This is a genomic window from Mycolicibacterium llatzerense (assembly GCF_025331195.1).
Taxonomy (GTDB): domain Bacteria; phylum Actinomycetota; class Actinomycetes; order Mycobacteriales; family Mycobacteriaceae; genus Mycobacterium; species Mycobacterium llatzerense.
Window position 1 is genome coordinate 226,123 of record NZ_LXOV01000015.1, and the last position, 19,043, is coordinate 245,165.

The window sequence follows — 19,043 nt, forward strand, 5'->3', positions numbered from 1 at the left end:
CTGTCTAGGATGTGTTCTCGAGTAGGAACCGAACCCGCACCTTCGCACGAGCCACTCTCACGCCGGCTCAGACTACGGAAATCGCTTCTGCCGCAATTGATCAGGTCAACCAACTAGTTAAGGAATCAGTAGATGAATGTCTTCTCAGACAAGGTCGCCGTCGTCACCGGTGCGTCCTCGGGCATGGGACGTAGTTTGGCCGTGGAGCTAGCCCGGCGCGGCGCCAAGTTGGCCCTCTGCGACATCAACGAAGCCGGACTCGAGGAGACAGCCCGTCTGTGCGAGAAATTTGCGCCAGAAGTTGAAACAGCCGTAATCAACGTCGCCGAACGTGAGTCGGTCCTGGCATGGGCCGATTCAGTTGCACACCACTACGGCGCGGTGCACTACGTATTCAACAACGCGGGCATCGGATTCATCGGCACCGTGGAACGCTCCGAATTCAAGGACATCGAACGCGTCATGGACGTCGACTTCTGGGGAGTGGTCAACGGCACAAAAGCATTCCTGCCGCACCTACTGGCTTCCGGCGATGGACACGTCGTCAACACCTCCAGCATCCTCGGCCTCTTCTCTCTACCCGCCTCGAACGCCTACAGCGCCGCGAAGTTCGCGGTACGCGGGTTCACCGAATCGTTCCGGCAGGAGATGCTGGTGACCAAGCAGCCGATCAAGGTGACCTGCGTCTATCCCGGAGGGATCAAGACCGATTTCGCGCACAGCACCACCTCAGTCGGAGGTGAAGGCTTGGAGGCTTTCAGCAACGGGATGGACCGGCTGCTGACCACCAGCGCCGATTCCGCAGCAAAGACGATCCTCAAGGGCGTCGAACGCGGACAACCGAAGATCCTCGTGGGCCTGGATGCGTCGGTCGTGGATGTATTGGCGCGCATTTTGGGATCGAACTATCAACGACTCGTGGCCAAGATCAGCGGACGGCTGATGCCGAAAGCAATGCTGCACAGTTGATGCGCGCTCTGCGCATACCCAGCCCCTTCGCTGCCACGAAGTCGCTGGTCAGTCGTGCAATAGCACGAGAATTCGAACATAAACTCAAATGGCTGACATCGACCAACGGCTGCGAGCCGACCCTGTGATCAACGCAGTGCACACCGTATGGGTCATCGGGCGGACATTCCGCATTACCGCATTGTGCCCAGAAATAGAGGAGGCCGTCACGTGAGGATCGACGTCACCATCGATTGGGAGAAGATCTTCACTTACCCATGGTGGGTCTACTTCTCGATACCGCTCGGCGCTGCGCTGATCGGCTGGGCAACGAAGAAGCTAGCGCTGAAAATGATGTTCTATCCGGTGGAGTTCAAGGGCATCAAGCCCTTCCTTGGCTGGCAGGGCCAAATCCCCCGGATGGCGCCAAAAATGGCCGCCGGAATGGTCGATTCGATGACTGCGGACATCATCCGAATAGATGAAATGTTCGACCAATTAGATCCTGACGAGCTCGTCAAGGAGCTAGGTGAACCGTTGCGGGCAGCCACCACCGAGATCGTCGACATGATGATGATGTCTCTTCAACCCCAGATGTGGCGTGCGACCCCGGCGAAGGTCAAGGATTTGATCGTTACACGCGTGCAAACGCGGATGCCTGCCGCATCGCGGGATATGTTTGCCCAATTCAAAGGTCAGGTCCACCAACTCTTCGATGTCAAGCACATGGTTGTCACCAACATGGTGCGCGACAAGCGGAAATTGCTCAGAGTGTTCGAGGATATGGGCGGTGCGGCGTTCAAGTTCTTCGCCAAAGCGGGGCTCGTATTCGGCTTTATTATCGGCCTCATCCAGACTCTCGCCTTCGGCCTTACAGGGTGGTCGTGGACGCTGCCCGCATTCGGCCTGCTCACTGGCGGCCTCACCGATTACGTTGCCTTGCAGATGATCTTCCGGCCGATAAGGCCGCGCACCGTCGCCCCGGGCTTCAAATGGCAAGGGGTTTTCCAGGCGGACCGCGACCAGGTCACACGTAGTTTCTCAGCGTTGATGGCCACCGAAATCTTCACCTCGCATGCCATCATGGAGAGCCTCCTCACCGGCCCGATGTCGGACAAGTTCTTCGATGTCATCCAGAGCGAGATCTACAAGACCATCGATAGTCAGCTGGGTTTCGCTGCCCGGATCATCAATGCCGTCGGCAGCCGCCAATACCGGGACATGAAACAGCAGATCGCCGATATGATTCTTGACAAGCTCCCCGAGACATCGCACTATATCGAGAAATACGTCGGCGAGCGGCTCAATCTTGAAGAGATAGTGGCCGAAAAGATGAGCCAGATGGACTCCCAGTCGTATGAAAACCTGCTGCGTCCAATATTCAAAGATGACGAATGGATCATCATCGTGTTGGGGGCAGCACTCGGATTCTTCGTCGGCTTAGGACAGGAACAACTCATCCTCGCCCTGATCGCCAGGTAAAGGCGTACTGCCCGGCCACGCGCACAGCTCCGCCTGTCAGAGGAACATCGGCCCCGCCGTCCGTCCGACAATCCCCTGACTAGGTGTGCGCTGTTAGTGTTCACCCCATGCGCTCGACGTTTGCACGTCCGTATCGCATCCGCAGTTTGACAGAGTCGCCCTAGCGTCATTTGCAGCATCGTTGATCACGGGGCGCGGATCTGCCATCAATCGAAGGACTGAGCGAAACAGATGAGCAACAACCGCCGGCCATCCTGGTACGACGACGAGGTGCAGGCGGTCTCCGACCTGGCCCGCGACTTCTTCGAACGGGAGGTCGTCGCCCACGCCGACCGCTGGGACACCGACCGCCGCGTCGACCGCGACGTCTGGCGCACCGCGGGAAAGCTCGGCCTCCTGTTGTGCTCGGTCCCCGAGGAGTACGGCGGCGGGGGCGGCAACTTCGCCCACGACCTCGCGGTGTTCGAAGCCCAGGGCCGCTCCGGTGACTTCGCGCTCGGCATCTCGGTGCACAGCGGCATCGTCGCGCACTACATCCTCGAATACGGCAACGAGGAACAGAAGCAAACCTGGTTGCCCGGCATGGCCACCGGCGACATTCTCGGCGCCATCGGCATGACCGAGCCCGGCGCCGGGTCCGATCTCAAGGCCATCGCGACCACCGCGCTGCGCGACGGCGACCACTACGTCGTCAACGGATCCAAGACCTTCATCACCAACGGCTCGTCCGCCGACATGATCGTCCTCGCGGTCAAGACCGACCCCAAAGCCGGCGCCAAAGGCGTGTCCCTGCTCATCGTCGACCTGCGCGACAGCCCCGGCTTCACCGTCGGCCGTGTCCTGGACAAGGTCGGCCAGCACGGGGCCGACACCTCCGAACTGTCCTTCACCGACGTGCGGGTCCCCGTCACCAACCTGCTGGGCAGCACCGAGGGCCAAGGGTTCGCGCAGCTGATGACCCAACTCGCCCAGGAACGCCTCATCATCGGCGCACAGGCCAGTGGCGCGATGGAGCGTGCGGTCGAGGAGACGGTCGCGTACACCAAGGCCCGACAAGCCTTCGGCCACAGCCTTTTCGAGTTCCAGAACACCGCCTTCGAACTCGCCGAATGCCAGACCATCTCGCGGACCTGCCAGGTTTTCCTGGACCGTTGCGTCGAGGACCATCTACGCGGTGAGCTCGACCCCGTCGACGCCGCCATGATCAAGTACTGGCTGACCGACAAGCAATGCGAGGTCATCGACCGTTGCGTGCAGCTGCACGGCGGTTACGGCTACATGCGCGAATACCTGATCGCCCGCATGTACGAGGATGCCCGCGTGCAGCGCATCTACGCAGGCGCCAACGAGGTCATGAAGTCGATCATCGCGCGCTCGCTCTGACGACAAATGTCGTGGAATACCATGACGCAGGCATCGGAGGTATCGGAGTTCGGTCGGATCAAGTCTGCGGCGAGCATCCCTAGATCCATCGCGGCCCGCACAAATTCGTCGAATTGCGCATGGTCACTATCCCGGATATTTCGCGAAATGCGGTGAGTATTCAGTATCAAACGACACCGAAATGGGCTCTTCATAATCCAGGGTGTAGTCGGGGTCTGAATCCTCCGGCTTCCAGGAGTGATCGGGCGATGTAGTGGGTGAGGTTTCGGAACCCGAGTGCAGATCCGCGCAGGTGTTCAAGGCGTCCGTTGATCGCTTCGGTGGGTCCGTTGCTGCTGCCGGGTCGGTCGAAGTAGGCCAGCACATCAGCGGCCCGGCGTGCCAGCGTCCGTCCCAGGGTGGTGATCTCACCAAGCGCCCGGGGAACGCCGTGGCTGATCGTGTCGATGAGGGTGACCATCATCGACCGTCCGGCTTTCTTGTCCGGCGCGCGGTAGGCGGCGACCATGTCCTGGTAGACGCCCCAGGTGGCCTCGACCTCGACGTGGGCATCGTCGGCGAACAGGGCCACGATGCGGGCCTGCTGTTTGTCGGTGAGCAGGTCCGCCCCGGTGTGCACAGGGTGCGCCGCGCCGCATACAGCGGGTCGGTCTTGCGGCCACGGTGACCACACCTGGCCAATTGGATACGGCGCCGACACTTGTCGAGGGCCTCACCGGCCAGGCGGACCACGTGGAACGGATCCATCACTGCGACCGCCGCGGGCAGCTCTTCGGTGGTGGCGGTTTTGAATCCGGTAAACCCGTCCATGGCAACAACTTCCACGCCGTCGCGCCAGTCCTTAGGCCGGTCGGCCAACCATTGTTTGAATGCCTTTTTGGAACGGCCCTCAACCATGTCCAGCAATCGCGCCGGGCCCGTACCTTCGCGTACGGGCGTGACGTCGACGATCACGGTGACGTACTTGTCGCCGCGGCGGGTATGACGCCAGACGTGCTCATCGACCCCGATCGCGCGCACCCCGTCGAACCGGGTGGGGTCCTCGATCAGCACACGGCGGCCTTCGGCCAGGATCGCGTTGTTGGCGGTGTTCCACGACACGGCCAGAGCCTCGGCAACCCGCGCCACTGATAAGTGTTGGCACACAATGGCTTCCAACGCCCACCTCAACGCGCGGCGAGACAGCTTCGCGCGTGCATCGGCCATGCTGCTGGTGTCTTGCCGCCATACGTGGGCGCATCCGGCGCACCGGTACCGACTGATCGTGACCAGCAAGGTGGTGGGACGCCACCCGAATGGCTCATGAGCCAGCGTGCGGGTGACGCTGTCCCGGCAGGCACCTTCCTCGCCGCAGCGCCGGCACCACCGGTCCTGCTCGACGAGCCTGCACGCCAACACCGCCCGATCAGCAGCGACGTGCTGACCGGTCACCACCAACCCGAGTTCATCGAGGCGGCAGAAAGTGGTCAGATCAGGACAAGCGAAGGTAACGTCAGGCACGTCGAGGTCTTTCAGATGGGCGGCGTAGGAACCTCCATCTTCGAGAGGCCTCGACCCCTATCCCGGCAACGACGCGCCGACCATCCCTACACCGTCAAATGCGAAGAGCCCCGAAATGACGCTCGGTGTCAGCTTTGAGGATCAAAAGAAGCCGCCGAACAAGAATTCCGGCCAATGGCGCAAGAAATTTTCCGCCCGCAGGCTCGACCAGGAATTGCCACACAAGCCGTGTTCCGCCTTCATTTGCGTGGACGGCACAGCGTTCACCAAACCTCTTCAGTCCGGGCACGTTTGCATACTCGACGAAAAACGCATTCTCCATACATTGTTCACCCTCCTCCCACCGTATGTAACGCTCGAACAGTTGTATGCCACCGGGCGCGAGGGTCGCCGTGCGAGTACTGTTCACCCCATACGGCGCTCGACTTGTCCAAACCACGTCTTTCAATGGTCGACACCAGTTCAAAGGCGAAGAACTGTTGAATTCATGCCAAACAGAGTTTGGATCAGACGCAAGTTGACACGTCAGCGAGTAGACGTTAGTGGCACATTCAAAGTCGCCGTAGGCAATTTGCTGCAACTTGAAGCGAGGCAAGTGCAATTCTCCGTTCTTCCGGTGTCTTGTCCAATGGGGGCCTAACTGGTTCACGGGGCGACGGGCGCGACGATATCGAAGACGTTGGGCCGCCCCGCGTCGTAGCGACGATCGTCCAGACGCCACAGCCATTTCAGTGGGCGTGGTGCATCCACTGGGCCGATTGGGGCGCGCGACTCGGTTGATCCGGCGGCGTCTAGCACGCCATTTGCGGCGTGTTTCCCAGCCTCGTTCGCGCTGTCGGTGCTGTCCAATCCGTGCCCCGTCCGTACGTAGGAGGCCGCTAGGAAGAGATTGGGGACACCGGTTACCGCAGTAGGTTGGTTCGCCCAGCAGCCCACATCCACGCCGAGCTGCGGTTCGTCATGCGTGGCCAACCCTCCGCTAGTCGGCCAGGTGATGGCGGGATTGAAATCACGGCTATGGATATCGGCGTCTGCGAGAACTGTATCGTCGTTGAGTGCGGCGCGGATTTGCGCCCGAAACTCTTCGAAGAACTCCGTTTCCGAACATTGCTTCGCAGTCTTACTATATAGAATTCCTGGTTCGTCCCAATTTCCCACATCAATGGACAGATATTGGACAACCGATCCGTCACCATAATTTTCGTGGAACGATCCTCCAAAGATTGCCGATTGGTCCACGATGGCGGGAGCCCAAGGCTGATCTAGCGGCAAATAGAAAGTACCGAATGCCGGCGTCTGCTTCTTTCTGAGGTAGATCTGCCCCGCCCCGAGCCAACTGCTGTGCTTGATATTTGCAATCCTTCCGAGTGCGGGGTCCGCGGCCGTAAGTGCGCGATTCATCAGCTGAGCGGCCTTATCGAAAGGCACCGCCAAGATATACCAATCTGCGTCAATCGGCAGCAGTTCGCCGTTAGGGAGTTTCACAGTCGCTTCAATTACTCGTCCGTCGCTGCAGGAAAGATCGACCAATTGATGATCCAAATTAATAGCCACGCCGAGGCTCTCGAGATATTTTCTCCACGGGTCGAACCACGCTTCATTTGTCGGCGATGAGAAGAAGCCGACGATATCCTTGAACCCAGGCCCAAGACCTCGAAGCAACACTCCGAGAATTTCGATGATAGTGCCGATTGCATATGCCCGCGTACTGTAATTCTCTATAAGGCCCGGATTCCCTTGCGTCGAAGTCTGCAGGAGCCTCCGCGCATTTGCCGATAGGCGATCTGCATGCACAAAGTCGGCGAGAGATATGTTTTCAAAATGGCGCCATTGCCGTTTCTCGCCGCTCGTCATCATCGCAACGACTTTACTCGCGAGAATCGCCTTGTCTCTAAACGTGAGCGAGCCGCTGCCAAGCATTGTTAGCGCACCCCTGATGAATCTCAAGACTATTCTACAGTTGACGTTCTTGCGGAATCGAACAGAAGGGACCGTCATCTGCAATAACTTACCTAGAAATGAAGTAGATGCGACCACATTCGGGGGTCCGGAGGTCACGTTATCCAGAACGGTACGTCCATCCTCGGTAGGAATTTCGCGCAAGGTCTCGCCTAAGTTGCGATAACTGCCGAACAACCCATGTGGTCCGAACTCCGAGGGAAGATCGGCACGACCGTCCGTGCCAGTATTGTCGAGGGTCCAACTGCGAGTTTTACCGCCGAGGACGTTGTGACGCTCGTAAAGTTGCACTTCGAATCCTCGGCGCGCCAAGACATGAGCCGCAGTCAGGCCCCCTACACCTCCCCCGAAGACGGCAACACGAGGCTGGGCCGAATGTTTCCGAAGACCGTTGGCTGGCTGATCACCAAACGCTTGGCTCATTTGCTACCTCCAATATGTGGGACAAATAGTCGATGCGTATCGCTGACTCGGTTTGAACACATAAATAGTTTATGTGTGACCGACCGTGAATGGACTATGGTGTAAGGCGCTCAATACCCGCGGCGCTCCTCACCGCGCCTGCCTGGGCCCCTCTTCCCCGAGTCGGTGTATGAAATTCTGATTCCTTGGGCAGTCCGTCGAAGGCGTAGTGATCGAAAGGAAATTTGGTGAGGCCACGCCGAGCCTCGAAGAAGCCGGATGGCCGCAGGAACGCGATGTCTCCTTGCGAGTTGCGGTAGTAGGTGCGGGCGTGTCCGTTGAGCACGTCGTGGTAATAGCGGAGCCACTCGGCACGCTGGAATACAGTCGCGTGGTAGTCATCGTGGGCGTCACGCGTGACTTCTACCTTTGTCGTGCCGCGCCTGCGAGACTCGCCGATTGCTCGCACTGCGTGCTGGGCGGTCAGCTCGATCATCGCCTGCCAGCTGGAGCCGGTCCATGAATACGGGCCGACGAGCATCCAGCGGTTCGGCAATTTCGGAATCGCGACGCCTTCGTAGGCTTGCAGGTGATTATCGGCGAAGAACTCAGCGAGGTCGAACCCGTCCCTGCCGGTGACGGTGCCGGGTCGATAGGTCTCGGGGTCAGAGAAGAGTTCGTAGCCGGTGGCAAGCACGATCATGTCCAGTTCGTGCTCGACGCCATCAGCGGTGCGGATCCCGTTTTCGGTGAATCGTTCGATCGGTTCGACGATCAACTGCACGTTCTCGCGGTTGAAGGACTGCAAATATGTGTTCGAGAAGGTTGGCCTCTTAGTTAAGACTCCAAAATCGGGAGTCAGCCGATGCCGCACCTGCGGATCGCGCACCACCGCTTTCAGCCAAACCCGGTACAGGGCCGACGCGCTGCGGTCGGCTATCTGCAAGATCGGCTTGACCGCCCAGATCGGCGACCGGCTGAGGAAGCTCACCATGCCGCCCAGCATCACCAGCGAGGTGAAGTTGATGCCAGCTTGCACACCTGGGATCTTCAGCGCACGCCGAAGTAGTGGCGTTATCGAAAAGTCCGGCTTGGGCAAAGCCCAGACCGGAGTGCGTTGGAACACCGCCAGCTCGGCAACCCGTGGCGCAATTGCCGGCGTGATCTGGACCGAGCTCGCGCCCGTCCCGACGATCCCTACACGCTTGTCGGTGTAGTCGTACTGGTGGTCCCAACTCGTTGGATACTGGATTTTGCCGCGGAAGTCCTTGACCCCGGGGATCCCGGGGTCAAGCTTCGGATTGACAAATCCGCCGACCGCGCTGACGAGATACCGAACAACGATCACGGTTCCGTCGGCGATGTGAAGCCTCCAGTGATGGCTCTGCTCGTCCCACTCCTCGCGCACGACGTTTGTATTCAAACGCAGGTGCGGACGCAGCCCGAACCTATCGATCACCCCGTCGTTGTAGGCCTGTACTTCGGCGCCCCTGGCGTAGCTGCGGCTCCAGTCTGCGCTGCGGGCGAATGAGAACTGATACAAGACGGAGGGGATGTCGACACCAATACCGGGATAAGTGTTCTCGTACCACGTTCCGCCGGCATCATCGGCACGATCGATGACGATGAAGTCGTGTATACCGGCCTTCATCAGCGAGACGCCCGTAGCGATACCACCCGGACCGGCACCAATCACTGCAACCAGCGCATCTAGGTTTTGGGCGGGTTTTTGGTTTGCCCTTTTCATGGCCATCGCGTGTCACTCAAATCGTTTGGTTGGGAGGTCTGTCGGTGGAATGAACGGTGCGGCAACACATTTCAGCTCGGACCGAACAAAGCGCGCTTCATGAGGCGCGAGAGCGGTTGGACTAGGACTGGTGAGATCCGCCAGAGCAACCAGATCGGGCGGACCTGAATATTGGGCACGGTGCAGATCAGCTGCCGCCGCACGATCGCGTCGACGACAGCAGCGGCTACTTTGTCGGGGCTGGCGGCCAGCTGTGACGCGCGCTTATCCAGGTGATCGCGGGCGCCAACTAGGGCGTCGCTGTAGATGGTCGCGTCCAGAATTGCGGTGTTGATCGTCCCGGGACACAGCGCCGTGACGTAGACCCCGCGTCGGGAGAGCTCAGCGTTGAGCGATTCGCTCAGACCGACCACGGCGTGTTTGGTCGTCGCGTACGGAACCATCCCAGGCACTGGCGCAAGTCCCGCGGCAGAGGCGGTGTTGACGATGTGTCCTTCGCCCTGGGCGAGCATGCGGGGCACAAAGGCATGGACGCCGTGCACGACGCCCATGAGATTGAGTTCGACCAGGCGGCGCCAGGTTTGCAGCGGCGTCTCTTCTACTGCGCCCATCGCGGCGATGCCGGCATTGTTGTGCAGGACGTCGACCCGGCCATCCTCGGTGAACACCGCATCCGCCAGAAGCTCGACCGCGGTGGAGTCGGTGGCGTCCACGACATGCCAAACCGCCCTGCCCCCAGCCACTTTGATCTCCGATGCCACGTTCTGGGCGCGTTCGTCATCGATGTCGACGACATGAACTTTGGCGCCGAGTTCAGCAAGAAGGATTGCCGTCGCTCGACCGATGCCCGACCCGGCGCCGGTAACCACCGCCACCTTGCCGCTGAAGTCCTTTACTGATCGTCGCATCCGCAGCGTTCCCCGAGAGATCTGCCTGACCGATGTGTGTCCGGTGTCCATCAATGTCCTGTCATTGCAGCCGTACCCGGGATATCAACCGCCGCGCCATCGGCAGTGAACTGTTTGATGAAGTCGCCGATCTCGCGGAGCGCCTGTCGCCCCTCGGCAACTACCCCCGCGGTGAATTGGAAAACGTGGACCTGCCCACGCCAGCGCTTAAACTCAACGGGCACACCCGAAGCCGCCAGCCGCTCTGTAAGTTTGACGGCGTCCGGTTCGAGCGTTTCCTTGGTCCCTGCGTGGATCAGAACCGGAGGTAGGCCACGGAGATCACAGTTGGCCGGCGACGGGACCTGGTCGAGTGGACGACTCCTATTGAGAAGCGCCGTCACGAGCTGCGCGAGTCGAGGCAGCGCCAAGAGATCACGGGACGCGGTGGGATGTGCGTGCATATCGGACAGATCGAGATAGGCCCATGGGCTCAGGGCCACAATCGCCGCAGGTCGAGCCAAACCTTGCTCGCGTAACGCGCACGCGACGAGAAACGCGAGCCCGCCGCCTGCGGAATCTCCGCCGATGACGATCCGCGCTGGTTCTATGCCATCGGCCAGCAGCTTTCGGTAGGCGGCCACCCCGTCGTCAATCGCATCCTCGATGGTCCATTGGGGAAGCATTCGGTACGCCACATTGAGCACGCTGGCATCGGCCTCCGCGGAGATCCGAGCGGTCATCTGCCGATGAGATCCCAGTCCGCCAGCAATGAATGCACCTCCGTGGAAGTACAGGACGACACGACCGCCTGGACGAACGCCCGCTGCTCGGACCCACTCGGCGCGACAGTCGACCAGTTCGACAGGCGCGGTTGCAGTCCCCTTCGGCGGCCGCATCACCCGGCCTATGGCATTGTCGAACGTTACGAGCTTGGGCCACACCGCCCACTGCCCGATCGTCCGCGGGTCATGCCTCAACCTACGTTCGCCTGCCGCGCAAACGAGATTGATGACGGTTCTTGTCACGGGCCGGAGCGCAGCGGGTAACCACCACGACGCTGCGCTAGGGGTACCACTCCAGGCGATGCGCGCCAGGCCGGGGGCTCCGACAGTCCATCCGTCACGTGACCCGACGTCGGACTGCGCGACCCAAGCGCGTTCAACAGGCATGTGAATGCGTACTCACTTTCCCGAGACTTCAATGACTGAAGACAGATAATAGACTCGTGTGTCTATTCGAGCAATAGTCCAGCCGATCAAATCGAACAGTTCGATCAAACTGATTTGCTCTTCACTCACGGGCCTACACAGCCGGAAGGAGTGCATCTGCGGTTTATCTGTGCAGGTCAAGTCGCCCGGAACGACACCGAGCCAAAGCCGACATCGAACCGAAGTTGCGATCAAGTTGGATCGTCGGTCTCGATAGCCCGTCCGATTGGTTGTATCTGTAGACCCATAAGTCTATTGTTGGCCCGTGTTCGGCGATGCCGCACAGACCCGAACCGATTCGGTCTGGCGTGAGCTGCCTCCCCGCAACAAAGAAGAGGTTTCAATGCCATACGAGGATGTCTCGGCAGGAGAACTCGACCACGAGTACGTCGTGATCGGTGCCGGAGTGGCCGGCATCGGAGTGGGCGCCCGGCTGACAACGGCAGGCATCGACGACTTCGTCATACTTGAGCGTGCCGGCAACGTGGGTGGAACTTGGCGCGACAACGTATACCCCGGGGTCGCAGTCGACGTACCTGGATGGGCATACCAATTCTCATTCGAACTCAACGCCGAGTGGTCACGCCTGTTTCCGCCCGGCGCTGAGATCCAGACGTACCTGGAGCACTGCGCCGATAAGTACGCGCTGCGGCCGCGGCTAAGACTGCACACCGAGGTGTACGACGTCGTGTACGACGCACACCGCGGCGCGTGGACCGTACACACCTCGGCCGGACGATTGCGGGCACGCTACGTCGTGATCGCGATCGGCCCGTTCGCCGAACCTAAGCTGCCTGACATCCCCGGCCTCGACGACTTCAAGGGCACAGTTGTCCATACCGCCAAGTGGACGCCCGGAACCGACGTCACCGACGAAAACGTCGCGGTGATCGGCACTGGGGCAACTGCTGTGCAAGTGATTCCAGAAATTTCAGACCACGCGCGACAACTTCTGGTGTTCCAACGCACACCGATCTGGATCGTCCCGAAGTTCGATTTTCCGCTGGGCAACAAATTCCGATCGTTTCTACGATCCGCCCCGTTTGCGAACAGATTCGTCAGGGTGGCCACCGCCATCGCCGCCGAGTCCTTCGGCGTGGGACTGTTCGCGTTCTACCGCGATTTCCCGTTCCCCGCAAAAGCGGTTGCGTTCATCGCCAAGATGCACCTGAGACGTCAAGTCAGGGACCGACAGACCCGGCAGAAACTCTCGCCGAATTATGACTTTGGTTGTAAGCGCCCGACAATAAGCAACAAATACCTGCGCACGTATTCGCGACCAAACGTCGAACTGATCACCGATGGCATCGAACGTGTCACACCGCACGGCATCAAGACCGTCAACGGCAAAGAACACAACGTGTCCATGATCATCCTAGCCACAGGGTTCGGCACCGCCGACCCGAACCGAAGGCCGCCAGTGAAAGTGGTCGGAGCCGGCGGCAATGACCTGCATACATTCTGGCGAACGAACCGTCCCCAGGCGTATGAAGGCACCAGCGTTCCAGGATTTCCCAACCTATTCTTCGTATTCGGCCCCTACGCGTTCAACGCCGGTTCCTACACCAATCTCGTCGAGAACCAAGCAACACACATCATCCGCGTCACCACCGAAGCACGCAGACGCGGCATGCCCACCGTCGAAATCACAGCCAAAGCCAATGCCGCCTACCTCAAGGCCGTCCGATCCCGAATCGAACACACAATCTTCAAGGCCACGGAATGCTCCGGCGCCAATTCCTACTACTTCGACGAATTCGGCGACGTCTCCATCTTCCGGCCACACACCGCTCCCGAAGGAATATGGCGCGCACGCAGATTCCCGCTCGACGACTACACCTTTTCAGCACCCACGACCGAACCGAAAAACAGCGCCGACAGATACCACATAGCCCTCGACGTGTCGGCTCCGCTCGAGAAGTGAACAGGTACTCCGAGGGCAGACGTGTCGCTGGCCGCGAGCATGTGTAGACCGGTCAAATCAAGATCTCAACACTCTCAGAGCTCAAAACGCGGCATCCGCGTCAGACAGCAGTGATCGAAGGAATGCGCCCTGCATACGGGCAACTGCTACCTCGAGCTCCTCGATAGAGACTTCCGGGTTAACGCGCCACCAATTGATCGCATAGGTGAGCGCCCCCAAGCTCATTTCAAACAGAATGCTCACAGTCGATCTGTCGCTGACGAGCCTCTGCCGCTGCAACTCGGCAGTGAACATGGAAATGGCTGTCGCCCGCAGATGGTCTTGTGCGCGCGCTCGCACATCAGCCACCTCAGGTTCGGCCTCATCAGTCTGCCTAAAAAGGAGATCCCAGGACTCCGGTTTGCTCTGGGCAAACCTGAGAACATTCCTAAGAAGTTGACGCATCCGCTCCTCCGGAGACCCGGCAGCAATGAAAGTGGGCGCCACCACCTCCAACAGTTCAGATACCTGCCGCTGAAAAACTGATTCAAACAGCTCAAGCTTGGAATCGAAGTAGTGATAGAGGACCGTGCGCGTGATACCTGCCGCTTCAGCAATCTCCGCCAAGGAAACTTGATAGCCACGCCTGGCAAAAATCGATAAAGCAGATTCCAAAACCCGCTCGCGGCGCTTTTCACCGCGGTCAGGGTTTGGCGATTGTCGGGTCATACGCGTGTCCACCTTGATTCGAATCTGCGAGGTTCCGTTACACAGGCTAAGGCCTTCAACCGGCACGATGCGCGTGATCGATCCCCATTCGAGCACTTCCGCGGCTGACACCACTCGGCCACCCAGCATCATCTCCTGCGCACGTCGTCTTCGTTTTGGACAGCTGGCTCCTCGCCGTGCCGACCCATTCCCTGCCTCACGCTGCCGCACCGTTGCGACTTGCGAAGCAAGAGTGAACGCATGAGTCTAGAACAGCATAGCCTGATGAACTTTCGATACGACCAACCTCAGTGCTTGCCGCCGCCCCCAGGCCGACCAGCATCTCGATCAGCTACCTCAAAAAGGTCCTTACCTGCGCTAATATGGCATCATCCAGGTATGACGCATTGTAGACACCCAGAGATGAGGCGACGAATCGGATGAGCCAGTCGCACTTTTCATACCGGTCGCGGCCGTTGCGATTCTAGACTCATGCGTCTACTCTGCACTCAAGCCGTCGAAGCCTGGGATGGGAGTCCACCGTGCACATACGTCTGGTACTTCCACGGAGGCGGTTCATCAGGTGTGCCTCGCCCGCTGAAATAGTTGTGAAAATTAGACGATCGCCGCTTCGATTCGGGGCGACCAAACGTCTTCGACGTTGTGGCACCGGTCGCGCCATGACCGCTTCTCCGCGGCCGCGCAGCGATGCCGCTCTGGCTACAGGTAGGTGAGAGTGTCCAGCCTGAACATTGTTCGGCACGGGGCCGGTGAGCCGTTGTTGATGATTACGGGCGTTTCCGGCACGCACGCCAGTTGGGGTTCTGTATTTCTTGGCGAGCTTGCCATGCGCTTTACATGTATCACCTACGACCACAGGGGAATTGGATTCTCGGCGCCGGATGATCGGGAGTTCTGCGTGCGTGATCTGGCCGCCGACGCGCTGGCCGTGCTGGACGAATTGGAGTTGGATCGCGCGCACGTGTTCGGGGTCTCGATGGGTGGGATGGTCGCCCAGGAGTTTGCGCTGGCATATCCGGATCGCGTCGGCAGTTTGACGCTGGGCTGCACGGCGTGCGGCGGCGGCGAGGCCATGCTCTCGGATGAGTTTCTCGAGCCGGTGCGTAAGGCATGGGCGGTGGGTGATGCGGAACGGGCCATACGGACCATGTTCGAGGCCACCGTGTCGCCGGCATTCGCGTCGGACCCGAATCACTTTGAAGCATTCCGGGAGTCGGCTCTGGCCGCTCCGGTTGCGCGCTCGACCATTGAACGCCAGGTCCTGGCGACCAATCGGCACGATTGTCGGTCGCGTATCGCGCGTCTCACGCATCCGCCCCTCGTGATTCACGGCGAACTGGACGAGGTCATCCCAATCGATGAGGGCAGGCTGCTGACCGAGCTGGCGCCCGGTGCGAGGCTGGTCGAATTGTCCGGGGTTGGCCACGGATTTTGGTGGGAACAACCGACATTCGTCGCTGGGCTGATCAATGACCATGCCAACGATACGGTGGGGAGGATGAACTGATGAGCGACAAAGTCGACCATGACGTGATTGTCGTCGGGGCCGGTTTCGCGGGTTTGTATGCGCTGTATCGATTACGGAATCTTGGATTCGATGTACGGGTTGTCGACGCCGCCGGCGGCATTGGCGGCACCTGGTACTGGAACGCGTACCCAGGTGCGCGATGCGACGTTGAGAGCGTCACGTATTCGTATTCGTTCTCCCCGGAGCTCGACCAGGAGTGGGAGTGGACCGAGCGCTACGCGACCCAGCCGGAGATCTTGCGCTACATCAACTACGTCGCGGACCGCTTCGACCTGCGTCGGGACGTTCGGCTCGGGGTACGGATCGCGAGCGCGGTTTATGACGAGAATGCAGTGCAATGGGCATTGACCTCGGACGCTGGGGACGAAATATCCTCCCGCTTTGTGGTTTTCGCCACCGGGTCGCTGTCGGCGCCGCTTGAGCCGACCTTCCCGGGAGCATCGACTTTCGTTGGTGAGTCATATCGGACACAGTCCTGGCCCCAGCGCGATGTTGATCTGGGCGGCAAGCGAGTCGCGTTGATCGGCACGGGGTCCAGTGGTATGCAGCTACTACCGGTCGTCGCGCAGGACGCCGCCCAGGTGACGGTATTCCAGCGCACCCCCAACTACAGTGCGCCGGGCCGCAACCGCGTGCTGGACGCTCAGGACGTCGCGCAGATGAAAGCCAACTACCCGCAGCGGCGTGCCGCCGACCGCAATGCACGTAACGGTGTTCTCCTCGACTACAACGATCGCTCGGGCACCGAGATGTCGCCAGCGGAGCGAGGTGCAGAACTGGAGAAGCGGTGGGCCGGTGGCGGGGTGCTGCCGATAGTGGTCTCATTTCGTGACCTGTTGCAGAGTCCAGAGACGAATGGCGTTGTGCAGGACTTCATTCGGGAACGCATTCGGGACCGCGTCGAGGATCCGGATGTGGCCGAGTTGTTGTGTCCCAGCGACCATATGTTCGGTACCAAGCGGCCCTGCGTCGATCACGGCTATTTCGAAGCCTTCAACCGCCCCAACGTCTCACTGGTTAGTGTCCGGGACAATCCCATCGTTGCGATTTCACCGGCCGGTCCCGTGCTCGCGGACGGGTCGGCCTACGAGGTCGACGTGGTCGTCTACGCCAACGGATACGATGCGGTCAGCGGGGCTCTGTCGAGGATCGACATCTACGGCCGAGGTGGACGTACGCTTCGCGCCGAGTGGTTGAGAGGTCCGCGGACCTATCTGGGCTTGTCATTCGCCGGATTTCCGAACATGTTCAGCATCGGGGGGCCCGGCGGGCCCGCGATCTTCGCGATGATGATCGGTCTTGCCGAGCAGAACGTGGACTGGCTGGCAGACTGCCTGGTATATATGCGTGATCACGGCATCGGCGCGATCGAGGCGAGTGTCGCCGCCCAAGACGAGTGGACTGCCGATATCCAGCGGGTAGCCGACTCGATCATCGTGTACCGGCAGGCGGACAAGTCCTACTTCACGGGCGGCAACGTTCCCGGTAAGCCGAGAGCATTTCCTATCTTCGCCGGGGGTATGCAGCTCTATCGCTCGATATGTGATAAGGCCGCTGCGTCCGGCTACGAGGGTTTCGAACTGACTGGACGGGAGACAAAATGACCGACTTATCCAGTGCCCGGGCACGTTTCGAGGAGATCAGAGGCCGCGACGGTGATCTGACCCCAGCGGACCTGGACGAGTTGTGGGCGGCGTTGGAAACCGTTGATGCGAGCGACATTCTCGGCGCCTGGAAGGGCGCCGAGTTCCACACCGGCCACCCGCTCAACGGAGGCTTCGAACGCGTGCGATGGTTTGGGAAGACATTCAATTCGCTGTCCGACGTGCAGCCGAACATGTGCTTCGACGAGCACGGCGAGCTGTACTCGAACACTGAAATCGGCGGTGGCGAGGCCAGCCTCTGGAACGTCGAGTTCCGCGGTGAAGTCACCGCCACCATGGTTTACGACGCCACACCGGTCCTCGATCATTTCAAGCGGGTCGATGACCGCACCCTAATGGGGATCATGAATGCGAAGGACATCAGTAAGTTCGGCGGGCACTTCTATTTTCTGCTAGAGCGTGCCTGATGCTGGCGGCAGTCACCCGCTCGGGTGCCGAGTCGTTCGTCGTCGAATCCGTTGACCTCGACGACATTCGCGAAGACGAAATCCTCGTCAAGGTCGTCGCGAGCGGCATCTGTCAGACCGATCTCTGGTTCAAGCGCAGCCGTGCCAGCGACGCGCCGCCCGCGGTGTTAGGCCACGAGGCCGCCGGCATAGTCGAGCAGGTTGGCCCGAGCGTGGTAGGAGTGCGCCCCGGCGATCACGTAGTGCTCAGCTTCCGCCATTGCGGCCAGTGCTCGAGGTGCCAAATGGGCAACCCCGCCTACTGCAGACGCGGGCCGAGTCTCAATTTGACCGGCCGACGCATCGACGGCAGCGCCGTGCTGCATCAGAACGGTGAGCCGTTGTTCGGTTCGTTCCTCGGTCAATCGAGTTTCGCGCAATACGCGGTCGCAACCGTCGACAACGCGATCGTCATCGACAACGACGTCGATTTCGCCGTCGCTGCGCCGCTAGGGTGTGGTCTGTTGACAGGCGCAAGCACCACCATGAACGTGCTGTGCCCGGATACCGATGCGCGGATGGTTGTGTACGGCGCGGGTGCGGTCGGACTCGCCGCACTGATGGCCGCGGCGGCCGCGGGCGTTCGGACATTGATCGCGGTCGATCCGGTGCCGTCACGGCGGGCGTTGGCGGAACGACTCGGCGCGAGTGTGACCGTCGACCCGACGACCGCCAATGTAGTCGCTGCGGTGACCGATCTCACCAAAGGTGGTGCGACACACGCGGTTGACACCTCCGGTGTAGCCGAGTCGATTCACAACGGGCTCCGCTCGCTCGCTACCAACGGGACTTTCGCTGCCGTTGGACTGGGCGCGCCACAGGTCACAGTCGACATGCAGATGATGGTCCTCAAGGGGTTGACCTTCCGCGGCAGTTCGATGGGTGATTGTGTGCCGGCAAAGGTCATTCCGGCGCTCGTCCGTCTGTATCGTGCAGGCCGCTTCCCGGTGCAGGAACTGGTCACCGCCTACGCGGCCACTGATATCAACCAGGCCGTCGCCGACGCCGCGTCTGGTGCGACCATCAAACCGGTACTGCTGTGGTGATATCACGGAGAGTCCACTCGGACACCATGTTCTGGTCATCGAGCGGCGAAAATACGGCGACACCGCATTACTTCGACTTGCGCCATCCGCTCCACCGCTAGCTTCGTGCCGATGATCGCGCCGTGCACGTTGATGTCGACACTGCGGTGGACAACGGTCGTGCGGCATCGATGATGCTCGCACAATCGATCGTACCTCGCCCCTCTTC

Annotated in this window: 14 protein-coding genes and 1 pseudogene; 8 read left to right on the forward strand and 7 right to left on the reverse strand. The window is 60.3% G+C overall.

Going from position 1 to position 19,043, the window contains the following annotated elements:
* The first annotated feature begins 132 nt into the window (after positions 1-132).
* The 3 genes from A7G45_RS24225 (at position 133) to A7G45_RS24235 (ending at position 3,813) form a co-directional block, all read left to right on the forward strand.
* Complete coding sequence (locus tag A7G45_RS24225) at positions 133-969, forward strand: SDR family NAD(P)-dependent oxidoreductase (RefSeq protein ID WP_260940776.1); 837 nt, start codon at positions 133-135, stop codon at positions 967-969.
* Between the two features lie 210 nt (positions 970-1,179).
* Positions 1,180-2,430, forward strand: coding sequence for a DUF445 domain-containing protein (locus tag A7G45_RS24230; protein ID WP_260940777.1), 1,251 nt, complete (start codon positions 1,180-1,182; stop codon positions 2,428-2,430).
* A gap of 231 nt (positions 2,431-2,661) precedes the next feature.
* Positions 2,662-3,813 carry an acyl-CoA dehydrogenase family protein gene (locus tag A7G45_RS24235; RefSeq protein WP_260940778.1) on the forward strand — a complete coding sequence of 384 codons (1,152 nt, stop codon included), beginning with the start codon at positions 2,662-2,664 and terminating at the stop codon, positions 3,811-3,813.
* A 190-nt stretch (positions 3,814-4,003) separates the two neighbouring features.
* Here the strand turns inward: A7G45_RS24235 and A7G45_RS24240 are convergent.
* The 6 genes and pseudogenes from A7G45_RS24240 to A7G45_RS24265 all read right to left on the reverse strand — a co-directional run bounded on the left by A7G45_RS24240 (position 4,004) and on the right by A7G45_RS24265 (position 11,480).
* Positions 4,004-5,313: pseudogene (locus A7G45_RS24240) on the reverse strand (ISL3 family transposase).
* A 94-nt stretch (positions 5,314-5,407) separates the two neighbouring features.
* Positions 5,408-5,635, reverse strand: coding sequence for a hypothetical protein (locus tag A7G45_RS24245; RefSeq protein ID WP_260940779.1), 228 nt, complete (start codon positions 5,633-5,635; stop codon positions 5,408-5,410).
* 323 nt (positions 5,636-5,958) lie between these two features.
* Entirely contained in the window at positions 5,959-7,695 is a 1,737-nt protein-coding gene (locus A7G45_RS24250) for an FAD-dependent oxidoreductase (RefSeq protein ID WP_260940780.1), read from the reverse strand.
* Positions 7,696-7,789: 94 nt separating this feature from the next.
* Complete coding sequence (locus A7G45_RS24255) at positions 7,790-9,427, reverse strand: flavin-containing monooxygenase (protein ID WP_260940781.1); 1,638 nt, start codon at positions 9,425-9,427, stop codon at positions 7,790-7,792.
* Positions 9,428-9,492: 65 nt separating this feature from the next.
* Positions 9,493-10,380 carry an SDR family NAD(P)-dependent oxidoreductase gene (locus A7G45_RS24260; RefSeq protein WP_260940782.1) on the reverse strand — a complete coding sequence of 296 codons (888 nt, stop codon included), beginning with the start codon at positions 10,378-10,380 and terminating at the stop codon, positions 9,493-9,495.
* A complete protein-coding gene (locus A7G45_RS24265; protein ID WP_308204156.1) occupies positions 10,380-11,480 on the reverse strand; it encodes an alpha/beta hydrolase in 1,101 nt (366 codons plus the stop codon). The genes A7G45_RS24260 and A7G45_RS24265 overlap by 1 nt, the downstream gene beginning before the upstream one ends.
* Before the next feature lie 304 nt (positions 11,481-11,784).
* Between A7G45_RS24265 and A7G45_RS24270 the strand changes: the two genes are divergently transcribed.
* Complete coding sequence (locus A7G45_RS24270) at positions 11,785-13,443, forward strand: flavin-containing monooxygenase (RefSeq protein WP_260940783.1); 1,659 nt, start codon at positions 11,785-11,787, stop codon at positions 13,441-13,443.
* A gap of 81 nt (positions 13,444-13,524) precedes the next feature.
* Here A7G45_RS24270 and A7G45_RS24275 read toward each other — a convergent pair whose 3' ends face one another.
* Entirely contained in the window at positions 13,525-14,262 is a 738-nt protein-coding gene (locus A7G45_RS24275; RefSeq protein WP_260940784.1) for a TetR/AcrR family transcriptional regulator, read from the reverse strand.
* 604 nt (positions 14,263-14,866) lie between these two features.
* On the opposite strand from A7G45_RS24275, the gene A7G45_RS24280 reads away from it, so the two are divergent.
* The 4 genes from A7G45_RS24280 to A7G45_RS24295 are packed head-to-tail and all read left to right on the forward strand — an operon-like array spanning position 14,867 to position 18,835.
* On the forward strand, positions 14,867-15,658 hold the full coding sequence (locus A7G45_RS24280; protein WP_260940785.1) for an alpha/beta fold hydrolase: 792 nt from the start codon (positions 14,867-14,869) through the stop codon (positions 15,656-15,658).
* The gene (locus tag A7G45_RS24285; RefSeq protein ID WP_260940786.1) at positions 15,658-17,283 is read left to right on the forward strand and encodes a flavin-containing monooxygenase; all 1,626 of its coding nucleotides are present in this window, start codon (positions 15,658-15,660) and stop codon (positions 17,281-17,283) included. The genes A7G45_RS24280 and A7G45_RS24285 overlap by 1 nt, the downstream gene beginning before the upstream one ends.
* A complete protein-coding gene (locus A7G45_RS24290) occupies positions 17,280-17,750 on the forward strand; it encodes a DUF4334 domain-containing protein (protein ID WP_260940788.1) in 471 nt (156 codons plus the stop codon). The genes A7G45_RS24285 and A7G45_RS24290 overlap by 4 nt, the downstream gene beginning before the upstream one ends.
* On the forward strand, positions 17,750-18,835 hold the full coding sequence (locus A7G45_RS24295) for an NAD(P)-dependent alcohol dehydrogenase (RefSeq protein ID WP_260940790.1): 1,086 nt from the start codon (positions 17,750-17,752) through the stop codon (positions 18,833-18,835). Before A7G45_RS24290 ends, A7G45_RS24295 begins: the two co-directional genes overlap by 1 nt.
* Positions 18,836-19,043: the final 208 nt, after the last annotated feature.